Genomic DNA, 18253 nt, shown 5'->3' with positions numbered 1-18253 from the left:
TAACGGTTTTAAGCGTTTACCTAAGCTGGAAACCATTAAATGGTTGATATGAATGATTTTATGTTGATAAATTCCCATGAGTAACCCAGTGAAATTGAATTGATTTCACAGGTTAAAAATTCATGGGCTTGGAAAAAATGAAATTATAGTGCTTTTTATTGTTTACGGAAAAAAAATATTTTTCGGAGATGCGAGAAGACCTTTTGAGTTGACAATAAAAAGCTTCAAATAAGAAGTCTGCGCTAATATGAAAAAAATTAATAAAAATTTAATTTATTTAGTTGCTGTTTCATGGGCAATATTTCAGCTGATATTGCCTAAGTTTATAATTTTGGATAGCTTAATTGTTCGAACCATACATTTAGCATTTGCAGTTTTGCTGGTATTCCTCACGGTTCCGTTCAAAAAGAAAAAAGGAGTGATTTCTTATACAAAGAAAAAAATCCCTTATTATGATTGGCTCCTTGCAATAATCGGTATTTTGGCAGTTCTCTACATTGTATTTGATTGGACAGGAATTTCCATGCGAGCCGGCAGACCGATTTTACGAGATGTCATTATTAGTGTAATACTTGTGCTCATTATTTTGGAAGCAGCTCGCAGAATTATCGGGCCGGCACTTTCTATTATTGCCGTATTATTTACTTTGTATGCTTTTCTGGGACCTTACATGCCGGCAGTTTTTGCCTTCAAAGGTGTTTCAATTACCAAATATATAAGCCAGATAGTTCTCTCCACAGAAGGAATTTATGGTATTCCGTTGGATGTGTCTGCAAACACAGTTTTTCTATTTGTGCTTTTAGGATCGATGCTGGAAAAGGTAGGAGCTGGTTATTTCTTCAATGATCTGGCAATTTCTCTTTTGGGAAAATATAAAGGTGGTCCTGCCAAAGCTGCAGTTGTTTCCAGCGGACTCACAGGATTAGTTTCTGGTTCCAGTATTGCCAATGTTGTTACTACAGGAACGTTCACAATTCCACTCATGAAAAAGGTTGGTTATCCCAGCAAGATAGCAGCAGCAACAGAAGTAGCAGCCAGCACGAACGGTCAACTGATGCCACCGATAATGGGAGCAGCAGCATTTATTATTGCGGAATATCTGGGAGTTTCGTATCTGGAAGTTATCAAAGCCGCAGCAGTTCCAGCAATTGTATCGTATTTTGCACTTTTTTATATTACACATCTGGAAGCATCAAAACTCAGAATGAAAGGACTTCCCAAACCAGACATACCAGTCTTTGTGGAAGTTTTGAAAAAAGGATTCTTTTATTTAATTCCACTTATTATTCTTATCTGGGAACTCATCATTACTCGGCATACACCAAAATTAGCAGCATTCAATGCTATTTTAGCTCTGATTGTAGTTGTTATTATAAAGGAAATCACATTAGCTTTACGGAATAATGAAGGTATTTTAATAGCATTGAAGTCATCTTTAAAAATGGTGGCAAACGGTATGAAAGCAGGTTCGATGAATATGCTTTCAGTAGCCTTGGCAACTGCGACTGCTGGGATTGTAGTAGGAATTGTAACGTTGGGAATCGGCAGCATGATCGTGCAGATAGTAGAAACGATTTCTGGTGGGAATATCTTTCTACTTCTAATAATTACAGCCATTGCCAGTTTGATCCTGGGAATGGGACTTCCAACTACTGCAACATATATCGTAATGGCTTCGATCACGGTTCCTGTGATCATCAAATTGAGTGCGATTTATTCGATCAATCCAATTCCAGCTATTTCTGCTCATTTATTCTGTTTCTATTTTGGTATTTTAGCCGATGATACTCCACCGGTTGGGCTGGCAGCGTATACAGCAGCAGCTATTGCTAAATCTGATCCCATAAAAACAGGGATTCAGGGTTTTATCTACGATCTGCGAACGGCAGTAATTCCTTTTATGTTTGTCTTCAATCCAGAACTTGTTCTTTACAACATCACCAATATATTTCAGATTTTACTTATCTTCGTGATGGCAGTATTTGCAGCTTTTGCTTTTACAAACGCAGTTCAGGGCTGGTTTCTAACCAGAAATAAATGGTATGAAATTCCACTATTTCTGATTTCATCACTTATCCTTTTCTATCCTGCTGTCTTGACCAAGTTATTCAATATCGATCATTCACAAAGATATTACATGTATTTCGTCGGATTGGGTGTGTATTTTATAGCCTGGATGATACAACGAATTAGAACAAAATAGGTTAAAATAAACAAATAGAATAATTTATTGACTTCAAAACCAGCTGCGTAAATTTGGAACAAAATTGTAATATTAATAAATAAAAATAAGGGAGTAATTATGAAACAATTCAAAAAAGTCACAATGGATGGCAATTCCGCTGCAGCTCATGTAGCCTATGCCTTCAGTGAAGTAGCAGCCATTTATCCCATCACCCCTTCATCTCCCATGGGAGAATACACAGATGCCTGGGCTGCAAATGGTTTGAAGAATATTTTCGGTCAAACTGTGGATGTGGTAGAAATGCAATCCGAAGCAGGAGCTGCTGGAGCAGTACACGGATCACTTTCCGGTGGTGCATTCACAACTACTTATACAGCATCACAAGGTCTTATGCTGATGCTTCCGAATATGCATAAGATTGCCGGTGAAATGCTACCGACTGTATTTCATGTGTCAGCACGCTCTTTAGCTGCTCAGTCACTTTCGATCTTTGGAGATCATTCTGATGTGATGAGTGCAAGAAACACAGGTTTTGCTTTAATGGCAGTCGGCTCGATCCAGGAAATTATGGATCTGGGAATAGTTTCTCATCTTGCTACTTTGAAATCCAGCGTTCCATTCCTGAATTTCTTTGACGGATTCAGAAATTCACACGAGATTCAGAAGATCGAACAAATCGATTTTGACACGATCAAAGAATTAGTTGAAATGAAATATGTAGAAGATTTCCGCAATCGTGCCATGAATCCTGAAAATCCACGCGTAAAAGTGGGAGCTCAAAATCCTGATGTTTATTTCCAGGGACGTGAAACTACTAACAATATGTACGATGCAACTCCCGGAATCGTTCAGGAATACATGGACAAAGTTGCCAAAGTAATTAATCGCCAATATCATCTTTTCGATTATGTGGGAGCCAAAGATGCTGATAAGATCATCATCGCGATGGGTTCTGCAGTTGATACAATTGAAGAAACTATTAATAAACTCAATGATAATGGAGAAAAACTCGGTCTGATCAAAGTTCGTCTTTACCGTCCATTCTCAGCAAAAGCTTTTATCGATACAATTCCAGGCAGCGTTAAGAAAATTGCAGTTCTGGATAGAACTAAAGAACCAGGGTCATTAGGAGAACCGCTTTATCTGGATGTAGTTACAGCTCTCAAAGATAAGAAAGATCTTGAAATCATCGGTGGACGTTATGGACTTTCTTCCAAGGAATTCACTCCTTCTATGGTCAAAGCTGTTTACGATCATCTGGATAATGATGGTTTCCATGGTTTTACTGTAGGAATTACAGATGATGTCAGCAAAAAATCTATTGATGTAAAAGAACACATAAACACACTTCCCGAAGGAACTATCAGTTGTAAATTCTGGGGTCTTGGTTCTGATGGAACAGTTGGAGCTAACAAGAACTCGATCAAGATCATTGGTGACAACACTGATATGTACGCTCAAGGTTACTTCCAATACGATTCCAAAAAATCCGGTGGAATTACACGTTCTCACCTGCGTTTTGGAAAGTCTCCGATCCAATCCGAATATCTTATTACAAATGCCGATTTCATTGGCTGTCATAATCAGGCATTCATCGGTCGTTACGATATTTTGGAAGGAATCAAGGAAAATGGAGTTTTCCTGATCAATTCTATCTGGGAAAGTGATGAAGTCTTTGAAAATCTGACTAAAGCGGATCAACAAACTATCATCAAAAAGAACATCAAACTCTATAATATAAATGCTCTTAAAATTGCCAATGAAGTTGGTTTGGGAACCAGAATTAACACAGTAATGCAGACAGCATTCTTCCTGATATCCGGTGTATTGGAAAGAGAAGAAGCGATCAAAATGATCAAGAAAGCTACTGAGAAAGCGTACAAGAAGAAAGGTCAGAAAATCGTGGATATGAACTGGAAAGCTATCGACAAAACAAACGAAGCTCTGGTTGAAATTCCTGTACCAAAAGAAGTTCCAGGCAATTCTGCTAAGATCAAAAAACTTATACCCGAAAATTCAGATAAATTCACCACGAATGTTATCGAGAAGATCATGAGAGAAAAAGGAGACGAAATTCCAGTTTCTGATATGCCTTTTGACGGATTTGTACCTTCCGGAACTACTAAACTGGAAAAACGTGGAGTTTCTCCTTACGTTCCTCATTGGATTCCAGAAAATTGTATTCAATGTAATCAGTGTTCCTTTGTTTGTCCTCATGCTGCTATTCGACCCAAACTCATCAAAAAAGCAGATCTGAAAAATGCTCCTGAAACATTCCGATCAATTCCTGCCATGGGAAAAGATAAAGACGAATACGTGTATACAATGCAGGTTTATATTGAAGATTGTCAGGGCTGTGTAAACTGTGTATTGGAATGCCCAAAAAGTGCATTGCAAATGGCTGCTATCGGAGTAGAAAGAGAAAAAGGTGAAGCCGAAAATGCTCTTTTCTTCGATTCATTGCCAAATGATGTATTGGGTTCAAATAAAGAAACTACTGTAAAAGGAAGTCAATTCAAGCAACCTCTGCTTGAGTTCAGTGGTGCTTGTGCCGGTTGTGGTGAAACACCTTACGTCAAGCTTATTACGCAGCTTTACGGCGATAGAATGCTTGTTGCTAATGCCACAGGTTGTTCTTCTATCTGGGGCGGAACTTTCCCAACAATTCCGTATTGCACAAATAAAGACGGTCATGGACCAACCTGGGCAAACAGTCTTTTCGAAGATAACGCTGAATATGGTTTTGGAATGAGCCTGGCTGTAGCAGCAAACAGAAAACAGCTCAAATATAATGTAGAAAAATTGATGGAAAAAGATATTACCGCTGAATTGAAGGAAGTTTTCCAATTCGCTTTGGACAATTGGGATGCAAAAGATACAGCAGTAAAAGAAAATTCCAAAAAGATCCATGGACTTCTGAAAAAAGAGATCGATCTTCCCTGCTGTGAAGAAAGAAAAGCTATCCTGAAAAAAGTTATCGAACTCCAACACTATTTCGTGCCAAAATCTGTCTGGGCTTTTGGTGGAGACGGTTGGGCTTACGACATCGGCTACGGTGGAGTAGATCACGTAATGGCATCCGGCAGAAATATCAATATTCTCGTATTGGATACAGAAGTTTATTCCAATACTGGTGGACAAGCTTCCAAAGCTACTCCGCTGGGTTCTGTTGCCAAATTTGCTGAAGCTGGAAAGCAAACAGTGAAGAAAGATATGGGAATGATGATGATGAGCTATGGTTATGTTTATGTGGCATCAATTGCGATGGGCGCCAATAAGAATCAAGCTCTCAAAGCGATCCAAGAAGCAGAAGCTTACGATGGACCTTCTATCATCATGGCGTATGCTCCCTGTATCAATCATGGAATCGATATGCACAAAACACAGAAGGAAGAGAAAAAAGCTGTTGATTCCGGTTACTGGCTGCTTTATCGCTTCAATCCTGATTTGAAGAAAGAAGGAAAGAATCCATTCAGTCTGGATAGTAAAGAACCAACAATTCCGGTTAGAGACTTCCTGGAAGGTGAAAGACGCTACACTTCATTGGAAAGAACCTTCCCGGAAAAAGTTGAAGGCTTCCGTTCGGAATTTGATAAATATGCTAAAGAACGCTATCTGAAATATAAAAAGATGGCAGAAGAGTAAACTCTTTGCAGTTTCCCTTTTGCAAAGGGAAAACGTAGAGTAGCTATAAGAAAGTGGAACCGCTAATTAACGCGGATGAACGCTAATAAATTGAAACCTGCCGGGTATAGTTTTCCTGGCAGGTTTTTTCAATTCTCCTCTTGCCTGCCAAGCCGAAGTTGAGCGAAGGCTGGAGAAGGGTGGTACAGAGTAAAGTTGATCTTGGAAGAAAATTAAAATGCTTGATAAAGCAAAGGTGTTATTTGGAGAAATAAAATAATGAAAGCACAAACCTTAACCAAAATCCACGATCTAACCAAAGAATCCAATTCCGTGATCTTGTCTGAGATTCCAACGCCGAAACCAGAAGAAAATGAAATTTTGATCAAAGTTTCGGTTTGCGGTGTTTGTCATACCGAATTGGATGAGATCGAAGGCAGAACTCCTCCGCATAAATTTCCACTTGTTTTGGGGCATGAAGTTGTGGGAAAAGTTGTAGAAATCGGAATTGAAGTAAACAAGCACAAAATCGGTGATCGAGTCGGAGCAGGTTGGATCTGGTCGGCTTGCGGGAAGTGTGAATTCTGCCTGAGGGGAGATGAAAATCTCTGTGTCGATTTCAAAGCAACAGGACGCGATGTAAATGGTGGCTATGCCGAATACATGACAGTTCCGGAAAAATATGCTTACAAAATTCCTGATATTTTCAGCGATTCAGAAGCAGCTCCTTTGCTTTGTGCCGGTGGAGTTGGATATAGATCTTTGAAATTAGCAAATCTGAAAGACGGAGATGTTTTAGGATTAACCGGTTTTGGTGCCTCTGGTCATCTTGTGTTAGAAATGGCAAAACACAAATATCCAAAATCCAGGTTTTTTATATTTGCCCGCAATCCCAAAGAACGAAAGTTTGCCATAGAATTAGGAGCAGATTGGGCAGGAAATACTACAGAAATTACACCTGAATTGTGTAATGCAATTATCGATACAACACCAGTCTGGAAACCGGTTATTGCTGCTCTTAATGTTCTGAAACCGGGTGGTAGATTAGTTATTAATGCTATCCGAAAAGAAAACTCAGATATTGATGAGTGGAAGAAAATAAAATACGAAGAACATCTCTGGCAGGAAAAAGAGATCAAAAGCGTGGCAAATGTAACTGCGGAAGACATTGAAGAATGTTTGCAACTTGCTGCCAAAATTCCCATTAAACCGGAAATAAAAGAATATAAACTTGAAGATGCCAATAAAGCTCTTATGGAACTAAAACAGGGAAATATAAGAGGTGCAAAAGTTTTGAATATTAATCTGTAACTCGTTCACTCCTGAACGAGAAAAACTCAAACAAGAGTGGCTGAGATTGAGAATTAATCTGTAACGAGCAAAACTCAGGCAAAAGCGGCTGAGATAAAAAAAGGAAAATTAATGGATGCAAATCAAATCACATTCCGACCAATCGGAATAATTCACACACCGTTCAAAGAACGTAAAGATATGCCGATTCAACCAATGGGTGGCAAAGGCATCAAAGCAACAATCGAAGTTTTTCCAGAGTTTGCTGAAGGATTGAAAGATCTGGATAAATTCTCATATATCGTTCTAATATTTAATTTTCATCTTTCGGTAGAATATAATCTTCTTGTTAAACCATTCATGGAAGATGAAATACGGGGAGTTTTTGCCACACGTGCTCCACGACGGCCAAACCAGATCGGAATGTCGATAGTAAAGTTGAATAAGATCGAGAAAAACATTTTACACATTTCTAATATTGACATCGTGGACGGAACTCCGCTTTTAGACATCAAGCCGTATGTGCCGATGGTGGATAGTGAAGAAGAAATAAAAGTGGGTTGGCTGGAAAATAAGGTAAAGAATTTCCGAACCAAAAATTCGGATGACAGGTTTATAAAATAAAATGGGTAAGATTAAGGTTTTATCGGAAGAAGTTGCTAACAGGATCGCGGCCGGAGAAGTGATCGAACGTCCGGTTTCGGTGGTAAAAGAACTGGTGGAAAACTCCATCGATGCCGGTGCGAGTAAAATAACGATCCAGATTGAAGAGGGCGGAAAACGCTTGATCCAGATTACAGATGACGGTATCGGAATGAGTGAAGACGATGCGATGCAGTGTTTTGAACGTCATGCCACCAGCAAAATTCGTACTGTTACCGATATTTTCAAGATCTCATCTCTGGGATTTCGCGGCGAAGCCCTGCCCAGTATTGCATCGGTCAGCAAACTCACACTTATTACTCGCGATGAAGAAAGTCAGATGGCTTCTAAAGTAGAATTTGACGGCGGCAGATTAACCGATTTTTCCAAAACCTCGGCAAATGTGGGAACTACGATCACAGTTCGCAAATTATTCAGTAACGTTCCTGCTCGTAAAAAATTCCTGAAATCAACTCCCGTTGAATACAAACATATTCTCAATTACCTGCATTATCAGGCAATTTTATATCCCCAGATCCAATTTCGCTTAATTGCAAATGGAAAAGAAAAACTAAATTATCCAGCGGAAGAAGATAAAGATAAACGCTTCCAGGCGATTTTCGGCAGGGATTTTCTGCAGAAAGATCTGATTGAAGTAAAAGTAGAAAATCAGGACATGAAACTGACTGGTTATATTTCTGGTTTGGAGGAAGATAATCAAGGTTTTGCCGATTATCGTTATTTGTTTGTAAACGGTAGATTTATTCGAGATAAGATCGTGCTTCACAGCATCAAATCTGCCTACGAACCATTTATCAGGAAGCTCAGAATTTTTCAGCAGGGCAAAACACCTCCTTTCATTTTATTTTTACAAGTCGATCCATCGCAGGTAGATTTTAATGTTCATCCTGCTAAAATGGAGATACGGTTTGGAGATCCAGGAAAAGTTCATGCGTTTGTAAAGAATGCGATCAGTAAACTTCTTTTAAGCTATGAAGATAATAAATTCAAAGAACTTAAAAATAAAATTTCCAATACAGTTGATACAGGGAAAACAACAAAAATTGAATCCAGAATATTTAATAAAAAGACTGATAAAAAGCGTTTCAGCCAGGTAAAGAGGGAATTCAAGCAGATCTATCAACCTGATATTTTTAAACAGCCTACTGAAACTGATGAGAAAATCCAGGAAAGGATAATTCCAACCAAGAAGGATATGTTTCTACGTCCGGAAGAAGATGTGATCAATCCCTGGCAGCTGCATCAGAGCTACATTTTTGTGCAGGTGGAAGAAGGTCTCATGATCATTGATCAGCATGCAGCGCACGAACGCATTATTTACGAAAAGATTCTGCATCGCATTCATGGAGCTCCAGCTCAAACACAGAAACTGCTTTTCCCGATCGTGATCGATCTGCCACCACATCTCAGCCAGACAGTTCCTGATTTGATCAGCGAAAACCTGGAAGTGTTTCAAAAGATCGGATTCAGCATCAAAACATTCAGCGGAAATTCGATTGTGATCGATGAAATCCCGATTGAATTGGAGGATTGGGATGGCGGAGATATCTTCATTGAGATCATCAAACAACTGGAAGATGAATTTGCCGAAACGGAAGATTTCAGAGACAGTATTTCCAAATCGGTTGCCTGCAAAGCTGCCATAAAAGCCGGCAAAAAAATGGGGAAGAAGGAGATGCTGGCACTGATAAACGATCTCTTTGCCTGCGAAGTTCCTTACTTCTGTCCCCACGGCAGACCGCTTATTATCAAAATGCCACTGATAGAATTTGAAAAAAGGTTTAAACGAACTTAGTAATGATCCCGGTAGTTGTAATTCAAGGACCGACTGCGGTGGGGAAAAGCCAACTTGCAATGCAGCTGGCCGCAGAGTTCAAGACTGATATTATCTCTGCTGATTCCCGCCAGGTTTATAAATATCTAAATATTGGAACTGCTAAACCTTCATTGCAAGAACAGAAAACAGTAAAACATCACATCATCAATATTATTGAACCGAATCAGGAATACAGTGCCGGAGATTTTGCTCGTGATGCTTCTGAGTGTATCAAATCTTTGCATAGAATTCGAAAACTTCCTATAGTTTGCGGTGGAACGATGTTCTACATCAAAGCTTTGCAGGAAGGAATTTTCAAAGCCCCGAACATTCCCCGAAAGATCAGAAAAGAACTCCAGAAAATTGCAGAAGAAAAAGGATCTGAATTTCTACACGACAAACTAAAACAGGTCGATCCCGATTCTGCGGAACGAGCCAATCCTAATGACGCAAACAGAATTATCAGAGCTTTGGAAGTTTTTGAGCACACAGGAAAAACAATAACTCAATTATGGCAGGAAAATCCAGCCGGAAAAAATGATTTCATTTTTTTCAATATTCTAATCAATGAAAACCGTGAAATCCTGTATAAGAAGATCAATGATCGAGTGGATAAAATGGTTGAAATGGGATTGATAGAAGAATTCCAAAACCTGCTTGAAATGGGTTATAATGAAGATTCACCAGGAATGAATACTGTTGGTTATAAAGAGTTATTTGCCTTCCAGAAAGAAAAGAAAATTCTGGATGAATGTCTGAACGACATCAAACAACACACGAGAAATTATGCCAAAAGGCAACTGACTTGGTATCGAAAGACAGTTTTTGATTTGACATTAGAGGCTTCTGATATTACCTTATATGCTGTATTAAAAGGTATTAAAAATTGGATGGAGAAAATGAAAACATGATAATTGCGATAGTGAACGATTATAAGATTGAAAAACCTGAATATGAAGCTGAACTGCTAAATGTTCTTCATCAAATGTGCCTGGAAGAACCAAATGAAGAAGCAAAACGAAGAGCGGTCGAGCAATTGATAGATGCATATCTGCTTTTGGAAGAAGCCAGAAATTCTGATTTGGAGATCGATACATATGATGTTGAAGAAGAATTTGTGGAATTGATGCTTAAGTTTGATTCTAAGGAACATTTTGATGAAATGCTGGCAAATAATGATTTGGATCATGAGAAAATTAAAGATAAAATTCATGATGAACTCTTGATAAAAAGATTTGTAAGAGAAAATTTTCCACCTCCGGAAGAGATTCCAGTGAAAAAACTAAACGAAATTTACCAGGAAAATAAGGCTTCATTCGTCACGCAGGAAATGATCAAAGCTTCTCACATATTAATTAAAGGAAGTTGCGAAAACAGCTTAAAAAAGATTTCTGAAATCAGAGATTCAATCGAATCACCTAAAGATTTTTTATCAAAAGCTGAAGAAATTTCCGAATGTCCAAGCTGTGGAAGTTCTGGAGATCTTGGTTATTTTAGTAGAGGAAAAATGGTAAAACCTTTTGAAGACGTAGCTTTCAAATTGGAGATCGATGAGATCAGTAAACCAGTAAAAACACAGTTTGGCTATCACCTTATCATGGTAACGGATCGCAAAGAAAGCAAAGTAGCCGAATTTGATGATGTGAAAGAAGCACTTGTAAAAAGACTTAAGCAGATCGACCGTGAATTGCAGATGATCAAACATATCAAAAAATTGCGAAGCGAAGCAGAAATTCTGATCAACCTTAAAAATCTATAATCAATTATTAGTTAAGGAGAAAATATTTTATGATTTTACTCGGAGTTAATATCGATCATGTAGCTACAATAAGACAAGCAAGGCTGGGAGATGAACCGGAACCAATTCAAGCTGCACTTCTGGCAGAGCAACACGGAGCAGATCAGATAACTGTTCACCTGCGGGAAGATAGACGGCATATTCAGGATAAAGATGTTGAGTTACTGCGCGAATTGATCCATACAAGGTTGAATCTGGAAATGGCAGCAACAGGAGAAATGATTCTCATTGCAAAAAAAATAAAACCTGATACCGTGACTTTAGTTCCAGAAAAAAGAAAAGAGTTAACCACAGAAGGTGGATTGAAGCTGGTAGATGATCATAAAATTGGAATTAAGAAATTAAAAGATTCCGGTATTGAAGTCAGCGTTTTTATCGAGCCAAATCTTACAATGGTGGAAAAAGCCAAGAAAATCGGAGCTGATGCAGTTGAATTACACACAGGAAAGTATGCCAATTGTAAAGATAAAGTAGAAATTGAAAAAGAGATAAAAAGAATAAATAAAGCTGCCTTCAAAGCAAGGGAATTAGGTATTAGAGTTGTTGCAGGTCACGGCTTAAATTACCACAATGTGCAAAGATTGGTCGAACTTGATATCATTGAAGAATACAATATAGGACACAGTATCATTTCACGTGCTGTTTTTACTGGATTGGCAGAAGCCGTGCTGGAGATGAAGACGCTTATAAATTCATAAAAAAAAAACAAAATTTTAAACAAAAAGCCCTCGAAAAATCGAGGGCTTTTTTTAGCATAAATCTTTATGGGAGGATTTATGAAAAACCTATTGCTGCTCCAGATCTAAAGTCAAACCGAGTTTAACATAAGTTTGAGAAAGATCGGAAGCAAAACCGCTATGCATTACAGCTAGATCCCAGGTGGTTTTTCGCCATTTTACACTTGCACCTGCTGTAGCAAAATTCTGTTCATAAGAATCCTGGTCGCACCAGTATAATGAGTTATCCTGAACATAATCAAGATCTCTATAATCATTTTGATACATAAAACCAGTTCTTAAAGTTAAGAAAGGAAGTAGCTTGCTTTCCAAACCAATACTTGCTTCATGTTTATCCAGGAATTCCACATTTACAGCTTCATTAGAATATCTGTAATCTGCTAAAACGGTTAAGGGAAAAGAACCAAATGAATATTTTGTGCCAATAGCCAGTTGAGTTGCAAATGAGTTTTTATCATACTTGATCTCTTCCCAGCACACTTCTTCTTTTACACGTTTTGTGGCTGGTGAAACAAATGTAGCTCCCACAGAAAAATTCTGACCAAAATTAGCAATTATTCCAGCTTTTGGACGGAAGAGAACAAAATCGATCTCACCGTTGAAATGTTCCCATTCTTCGTATTCATTCATACAGGCTCTACTGGTTTGTGCATGATAAATATGAGTATTTAAACCAACTCCAAGAGTGAAAATCTCATTCAATTTGTAGGCTACGGGAATACTTAAAACTGAGATAGCTGCTTTTTCATACTGGTCGAATGATTCGATCACGATCAGTCCGCTACAGTCATAATTGTGAACTGTTCCGTAATCTACTCGAAGATTATTGGCTTTGCTGTAAAGCAATCCAACATTGATATTGTCATTTACTCTGTAGGCAGCTCCGTAGCTGGCTCCAGCTTTATAATTGCTAAGATCTACCTGGGAAGAAGTACCTTCATCCACAGTAAATTCATTTTTTATTCCATATTCATAATAAGCCTGAGCTGTATATGGAATTGTTAATGACGCAGGATTCAGATTTGTTGCCGACAGACCGCCCTCTGCAGCAATTCCTGTATATCCTCTACCTGCTGATATTACCGATAAATTGTTATTGCCATAAAAGGCAAAACTTGGTTTGAACGTCATGTTTTCACAATTGGGTTCTTGTTCGAAAGGGAAAGCGTGGAACGTTCCCAATACTAGGATAAGAGTTAAAAATAAAACTTTTTTCATGATCATTACCTCACTTCTATTAATTCTGGAATACAAGTAAGCATAAGTCGTGCCAAAAGTGTATATGACTTTAAATAAAAGGATTAGAAGCGTTGTAATCGTTTGCAATATGTTCGTTTACGTACAGTTCGAGTGCAAAACCGAACAATAATTCAATTCAACAAAAAGTATTTAAAGTTTATTTTATTGATAAATATTGAGCAGGAACTCTATCAAAAATATAAACTTGGTCAACTTATGATAATACTATCTCCGATTTACTATTTTTATAAGATTCAAAAGCTGCTTTTTCGGCATTTTCAATAATATCATCGATGTTTTTATCAGCATCGCAAAGTGTTCTGATTCCCCATCCGATCTTACAGGTTTTTATATGATCAACATCTTGAATCTTTTTTCGCAATCGATTCAGGGTGATCACAGCATTTTTTGCTGAAGTTTCGGGTAGAAGAATTGCTATTTCATCTTTAGCCAGCAGCCCTACCAGGTCAGATTGACGAAGATCGTGTTGAAAACTGGTACTCACATTTTCTATAAATCTTTCTGTCTTCAATTCCTTGATAACACGTAAAACTTTTTTATAATTTCCGATTTTGAAGATAGCCAGAGAAAGATAACGATTGTATCTTTTCATCATGGAAAATACAAGGGCAGATTTCTGTATGAAAGCGGGTCTATTATAAACCATGAAATATTCATAATTGTCTTTATGTTGATTCAGTTCTTCTTCTATTCTGGATACACGAATAATAAAACTGATAATTCCACTATAAGCTTTTAATTTATGTACATCATTTTTTTCAAAATAACCTTCTTCTTTATCTACAAAAATAAAACCCTTCAATTTTTTTCTATAAAGTATAGGAGCTATAAGTAAATGAGAATATTCATGTTCAAACATATACTGACCAGGAAACTTCATATCGACCGGTTTTAGATTAGTCAATTCCTGAATTAAAGGATCAGCTACAGTAAAAATAGTACTTTTTGCAAATTGTTTGCTGATGTTTTCTCCGAATTTATATCGGAAAATATCCATGTTTGGTATTTTTATAAAAACACCTAAAGATTGAAAGGGAAGTTCAATTTTAACGTTTTCGATGATCCTTGTTAAGTTTTCTTCTACAGAACAAACATTAAGAACATCATTATACATTTTACTGTATTTAGCAATATTCAAGTTCATATATCCTCCTCTAATATTCGATTCTTTCTGTCCAGGTTACTTCTGCTTCTTCACCTGTTTTTAATATTTTAATGAATTTAACGTTAAATGCATCTTCTTTTTTGTAAGAAACATTTTCTTTTTCAATTGTCCAATTACCCGATAAGTTGTGAGAAATGATTATTTCCTTATCTTTATTCGAACGATTCTTCAAAAATACAACAATATCTTTTTCACTGACATTTTTCGTTATCTTCCTGGAGTCTGTTACTTTGGTTTCGGCTATCAGATCGAATGCATTTCCGGTTTGGATCTTAACTTCTTCATCTTTGGGAGTATGATCAATACGATCTTCACCAATAAACTCCAGTTGATCATCAGCTTCATCTTTCTGGTACAATTTCAGTTCACCTTTGGGAAGTGGTAAACCCAGCCCATTCTTCTTGCTGTTCTGGAATTTAATAATTCCTCTTACTTCATTACTATAGGTTTTATATTCATAAGTTTGTTCGGCCTGCACAGTTTTTATTGGGAAAAGTCTTAACTGCTTAGTTTGATTGTTGTTGATGTTTACGTTTTCACTGAGTGTGTAGAGATGGAAATCGTGAAAAGCTTTTTCATCGAATTGTGGAGATTTTGTTTTCATTCCATCCACTGCGTACACAACTTCATTAGTTCGACCACCTCTATATTGAGGTATTTTATTTACATCACCAGCAATTAATTTAAGTTTTGTATTTTGGAAGGCTTTGCCTGTTTCGTTGGTAATCGTTACCCAGCTGTTAATATCAAGTTTTTCACTTTCGGCATTCCAAACGCAATTGTAGGTTACTTCCCACATCATTCCATAACAAAGGTAAGAAAAATCTATATTATGTTTTCCCGATTTTTCAGATTTTAGCTTCCAATTCAGAGTTGGTTTCAGAAAGAAATTTGCAGGAAGTTCTGCTAAATTAATATTCCTGACTTCCTTATAATTTAAAAGAGTAAGTTTGTTTGTAACAGAATCTAAAATTCCAATAGTCTGATAATCATTAAATTGGAGTATCCCTGCAAAAACTTGATCGGTAACGCTGATCACTTCCACTTCTTTTCCTATGTATTTTCGTAAGATCTGATTCGTGTTTGCCAGATCGTATTCATAGTTCTGGCTGAAGATTTCAATTTTTCCGTTCTGTGGTTTTATTATCACGGAACTTGATTCTATTGTGGACGGGATGTCATCTATAAAAACATTTTGCACACCTTTTTCCAGATCAAGTTCCAGTGAAGTTCGAACTAAAGAAAAATTGTCATTATAAATTGTAACCTGATCTGCCAGGCAAATTGATAAAAAACTGAAGACAATAATTATACAAAATAGTTTATTCATAATTTCTCCTATTTCTTGCTGATATCATTTATTTTTGCTACTATCATATCAATTCCGATCGTATTCTGCCCACCTTCGGGAATAATGATATTTGCGTATTTCTTGCTTGGTTCCACAAATTCGATATGCATGGGCCGGACAGTATTGTAATATTGTTCGAGTACCGATTCCAGGGTTCTTTCACGCTCATTCATGTCACGCACAATGCGGCGTAAAATGCGAACGTCGGCATCTGTGTCTACGAATATTTTGATATCCATCAGATCACGTAAATCGGGATTTTCGAAAATAAGAATTCCTTCCAGAATAATTATCCGAGATGGTTTTTTTGTTACGGTCTCATTTGTTCGCATATGCGTTTTAAAATCGTATAAAGGCATTTCAATCGGTATCGATTTTTTCAAATGTGAAACGTGCTCGATCAGAAGCTCTGTATCAAAAGTGGCAGGATGGTCAAAATTTATCTTTTCTCTTTCTTTTTTGGGAAGGTGCCCGAAACTTTTGTAATAATTATCTTGTTGAATTAAAGTTATTTCACAATCAACTTGCTTTTGAATTGCTTCGGTTATGGTGCTTTTACCCGAACCAGTTCCGCCCGATATTCCAATTACAACAGGATGTGACATTAAATCTCCTTATTCTCCTTTGAATATCGAGATCTCTAATCCCGTATCCAAGGGCAACATCATACTCTCAAAACGGGAATCTGATTTTATAAAGTCAAGATATTCTTTAACCGTGTGTTGATGAGAGATCACATTATCTGCAATGATGATGGATTTTTCTTTTAGTTTTGGAACGATCAGCTTAAGATAATCGATATAATTTATTTTTCCGGCATCTATAAAAATGAAGTCAAATTCAGTTTCTATTTTTGGAAGAATCTCTTCTGCTTTAGCATTGATCAATTCAACATTTTTCCGGTTTTTTAGATTTTCTTTTGCTAGTCTAAAACGGCTTTCATCAACTTCAATGGAAATAATATTTGCACCCACTTTTTCTGCTGCCAGCGATAACCAGAAAGTAGAGTATCCATTGGATGAACCAATCTCCAGGATTGATTTTGGTTGTTTGGAAAGAACCATAATATAAAGCAATTCAGCACATTTCCCCGAAATATTCCAAAGCCTACGAATATTATCATTTTGTACTTTGAATCGACTGAATTCAGTTTTATTTTTTTCTACAAGATCATACATATTCATTTTGTTTCTCTATTTTTTTCCATTTATTCTTTCCAGCGATATTTACCAAAAGTTCCTTTCAAGCCAAAAAAAATGAAATATGGAATGTAGATGATCTCCGCAATGGGGAAGACCTGAAGATATTTAAGATTTTTAACCTTGAGAAGAAACGAAAAAGTTAAAAGAAACTCAGGAACGATTTTTAAAAATGTGACGATACCAAAGAAGCACCAGGTATAACTTCCAAGAATTGTAAACAGGAGCAGCAGAATATAACTAATGTAAAACAACATCACAAGAAGTGTAACAAGTTTTATCGAAAACGGATAGATTTTCCATTTTGAACCACGCCTTGTTTCCTGATTTATCTGTTGCTGCACATCTGCACAACCTTGCGTAACAACTATCGAATCGGTTGAGAACATGAAACGCAGGTTTCTGATGAACTTCCACATTTTATGCAGCATCAGGTCATCATCGCCAGAACGGATGTGACCGATTCCTTCAAATCCATTCACTTCATCAAACAGTTTTTTTCGATATGCCATATTTCCAGCTGTAGCAGTAATTCCCCAGTTAAAACCAAAGGCACCGGCAATTACAGCAAATATTGCAGAACGTTCCAGATTCTTCATTAATCCAAAAAACTTATTTTCATGCTGGATTGTTGAATATCCTGCTACAAAATCGACATCTTCCGGAAAATGTTTATTGATTTCTTGCAGCCAATTTACTGACGGTTGGCAGTCAGCATCAGTGAACGCCAGAATATCATATTTTGAAGCTTTAACAGCAGTTGTTATTGCTCCCTTTTTGCCCAAAATTTTTGGATCTTCTTCCTTGATCTGAATCAATTGCAGATTTGGATTCTCACTTTGAAATTCTTTTATTATCGCAGTTGAATTATCGTCAGATCGGTCATCGCAGATTATGATCTCGTATTTTTCAGTCGGATAATTCTGACTAGTTAACCTATTCAGTAATTTCGGTAGATTTTCAGCTTCATTTCTGGCAGCTACGATGATGGATATTTTGTTAATTGTAGTATTTTTCTGTGCTTTCGGTGAATGCAATCCCAAAAAGAAAAATAAAATGAGAACTGAATATAAAACTGCTAAAGAAAGAAAAATTTCCATCTACCATCTACTCCATTCCTGGGAAGTGTAAATATCTTGACCACTTTCCCAACCACAATTTATTA

Annotated in this window: 14 protein-coding genes; 8 read left to right on the top strand and 6 right to left on the bottom strand. The window is 37.1% G+C overall.

Going from position 1 to position 18253, the window contains the following annotated elements; genetic code table 11:
* The first annotated feature begins 247 nt into the window (after positions 1-247).
* From K9N40_02375 to K9N40_02340, 8 genes are all read left to right on the top strand, one after another.
* Positions 248-2203, top strand: a complete 1956-nt coding sequence (locus K9N40_02375) for a TRAP transporter permease (GenBank protein MCF7813308.1) — start codon at positions 248-250, stop codon at positions 2201-2203.
* Positions 2204-2302: 99 nt separating this feature from the next.
* Positions 2303-5830: a pyruvate:ferredoxin (flavodoxin) oxidoreductase gene (gene nifJ / locus K9N40_02370; GenBank protein ID MCF7813307.1), complete on the top strand. Its 3528-nt coding sequence runs from the start codon at positions 2303-2305 to the stop codon at positions 5828-5830.
* A gap of 258 nt (positions 5831-6088) precedes the next feature.
* The gene (locus K9N40_02365) at positions 6089-7120 is read left to right on the top strand and encodes a zinc-dependent alcohol dehydrogenase family protein (protein ID MCF7813306.1); all 1032 of its coding nucleotides are present in this window, start codon (positions 6089-6091) and stop codon (positions 7118-7120) included.
* A gap of 111 nt (positions 7121-7231) precedes the next feature.
* Entirely contained in the window at positions 7232-7723 is a 492-nt protein-coding gene (gene tsaA / locus K9N40_02360) for a tRNA (N6-threonylcarbamoyladenosine(37)-N6)-methyltransferase TrmO (protein ID MCF7813305.1), read from the top strand.
* Between the two features lies 1 nt (position 7724).
* Positions 7725-9557 carry a DNA mismatch repair endonuclease MutL gene (gene mutL / locus K9N40_02355; protein MCF7813304.1) on the top strand — a complete coding sequence of 611 codons (1833 nt, stop codon included), beginning with the start codon at positions 7725-7727 and terminating at the stop codon, positions 9555-9557.
* A gap of 2 nt (positions 9558-9559) precedes the next feature.
* Complete coding sequence (miaA, locus tag K9N40_02350; protein MCF7813303.1) at positions 9560-10489, top strand: tRNA (adenosine(37)-N6)-dimethylallyltransferase MiaA; 930 nt, start codon at positions 9560-9562, stop codon at positions 10487-10489.
* Positions 10486-11337: a peptidylprolyl isomerase gene (locus tag K9N40_02345; GenBank protein MCF7813302.1), complete on the top strand. Its 852-nt coding sequence runs from the start codon at positions 10486-10488 to the stop codon at positions 11335-11337. The genes miaA and K9N40_02345 overlap by 4 nt, the downstream gene beginning before the upstream one ends.
* A 29-nt stretch (positions 11338-11366) precedes the next feature.
* The gene (locus K9N40_02340) at positions 11367-12074 is read left to right on the top strand and encodes a pyridoxine 5'-phosphate synthase (GenBank protein ID MCF7813301.1); all 708 of its coding nucleotides are present in this window, start codon (positions 11367-11369) and stop codon (positions 12072-12074) included.
* Positions 12075-12161: 87 nt separating this feature from the next.
* Here K9N40_02340 and K9N40_02335 read toward each other — a convergent pair whose 3' ends face one another.
* From K9N40_02335 to K9N40_02310, 6 genes are all read right to left on the bottom strand, one after another.
* Entirely contained in the window at positions 12162-13331 is a 1170-nt protein-coding gene (locus K9N40_02335; GenBank protein MCF7813300.1) for a hypothetical protein, read from the bottom strand.
* Positions 13332-13566: 235 nt separating this feature from the next.
* Positions 13567-14517, bottom strand: a complete 951-nt coding sequence (locus K9N40_02330) for a diguanylate cyclase (protein MCF7813299.1) — start codon at positions 14515-14517, stop codon at positions 13567-13569.
* A 10-nt stretch (positions 14518-14527) separates the two neighbouring features.
* Positions 14528-15868: a DUF4139 domain-containing protein gene (locus tag K9N40_02325; GenBank protein MCF7813298.1), complete on the bottom strand. Its 1341-nt coding sequence runs from the start codon at positions 15866-15868 to the stop codon at positions 14528-14530.
* 8 nt (positions 15869-15876) lie between these two features.
* Positions 15877-16494, bottom strand: a complete 618-nt coding sequence (gene udk, locus K9N40_02320) for a uridine kinase (protein MCF7813297.1) — start codon at positions 16492-16494, stop codon at positions 15877-15879.
* Positions 16495-16503: 9 nt separating this feature from the next.
* Positions 16504-17073 carry a class I SAM-dependent methyltransferase gene (locus tag K9N40_02315; protein ID MCF7813296.1) on the bottom strand — a complete coding sequence of 190 codons (570 nt, stop codon included), beginning with the start codon at positions 17071-17073 and terminating at the stop codon, positions 16504-16506.
* 23 nt (positions 17074-17096) lie between these two features.
* The gene (locus K9N40_02310; GenBank protein ID MCF7813295.1) at positions 17097-18188 is read right to left on the bottom strand and encodes a glycosyltransferase; all 1092 of its coding nucleotides are present in this window, start codon (positions 18186-18188) and stop codon (positions 17097-17099) included.
* Between the last annotated feature and the right edge of the window lie 65 nt (positions 18189-18253).

Source organism: Candidatus Cloacimonadota bacterium, from assembly GCA_021734245.1.
Classification (GTDB): domain Bacteria; phylum Cloacimonadota; class Cloacimonadia; order Cloacimonadales; family TCS61; genus B137-G9.
This window is presented reverse-complemented; position numbering and strand designations above follow the sequence as displayed.

What these genes read in the sequence shown, in the direction of transcription:
- K9N40_02325 (MCF7813298.1), bottom strand. Translation starts at nt 15,868, where the DNA reads ATGAATAAACTATTTTGTATAATTATTGTCTTCAGTTTTTTATCAATT.
- K9N40_02315 (MCF7813296.1), bottom strand. Translation starts at nt 17,073, where the DNA reads ATGAATATGTATGATCTTGTAGAAAAAAATAAAACTGAATTCAGTCGA.
- miaA (MCF7813303.1), top strand. Translation starts at nt 9,560, where the DNA reads ATGATCCCGGTAGTTGTAATTCAAGGACCGACTGCGGTGGGGAAAAGC.
- mutL (MCF7813304.1), top strand. Translation starts at nt 7,725, where the DNA reads ATGGGTAAGATTAAGGTTTTATCGGAAGAAGTTGCTAACAGGATCGCG.
- tsaA (MCF7813305.1), top strand. Translation starts at nt 7,232, where the DNA reads ATGGATGCAAATCAAATCACATTCCGACCAATCGGAATAATTCACACA.
- K9N40_02375 (MCF7813308.1), top strand. Translation starts at nt 248, where the DNA reads ATGAAAAAAATTAATAAAAATTTAATTTATTTAGTTGCTGTTTCATGG.
- K9N40_02340 (MCF7813301.1), top strand. Translation starts at nt 11,367, where the DNA reads ATGATTTTACTCGGAGTTAATATCGATCATGTAGCTACAATAAGACAA.
- K9N40_02345 (MCF7813302.1), top strand. Translation starts at nt 10,486, where the DNA reads ATGATAATTGCGATAGTGAACGATTATAAGATTGAAAAACCTGAATAT.
- K9N40_02330 (MCF7813299.1), bottom strand. Translation starts at nt 14,517, where the DNA reads ATGAACTTGAATATTGCTAAATACAGTAAAATGTATAATGATGTTCTT.
- udk (MCF7813297.1), bottom strand. Translation starts at nt 16,494, where the DNA reads ATGTCACATCCTGTTGTAATTGGAATATCGGGCGGAACTGGTTCGGGT.
- K9N40_02310 (MCF7813295.1), bottom strand. Translation starts at nt 18,188, where the DNA reads ATGGAAATTTTTCTTTCTTTAGCAGTTTTATATTCAGTTCTCATTTTA.
- K9N40_02365 (MCF7813306.1), top strand. Translation starts at nt 6,089, where the DNA reads ATGAAAGCACAAACCTTAACCAAAATCCACGATCTAACCAAAGAATCC.
- nifJ (MCF7813307.1), top strand. Translation starts at nt 2,303, where the DNA reads ATGAAACAATTCAAAAAAGTCACAATGGATGGCAATTCCGCTGCAGCT.
- K9N40_02335 (MCF7813300.1), bottom strand. Translation starts at nt 13,331, where the DNA reads ATGAAAAAAGTTTTATTTTTAACTCTTATCCTAGTATTGGGAACGTTC.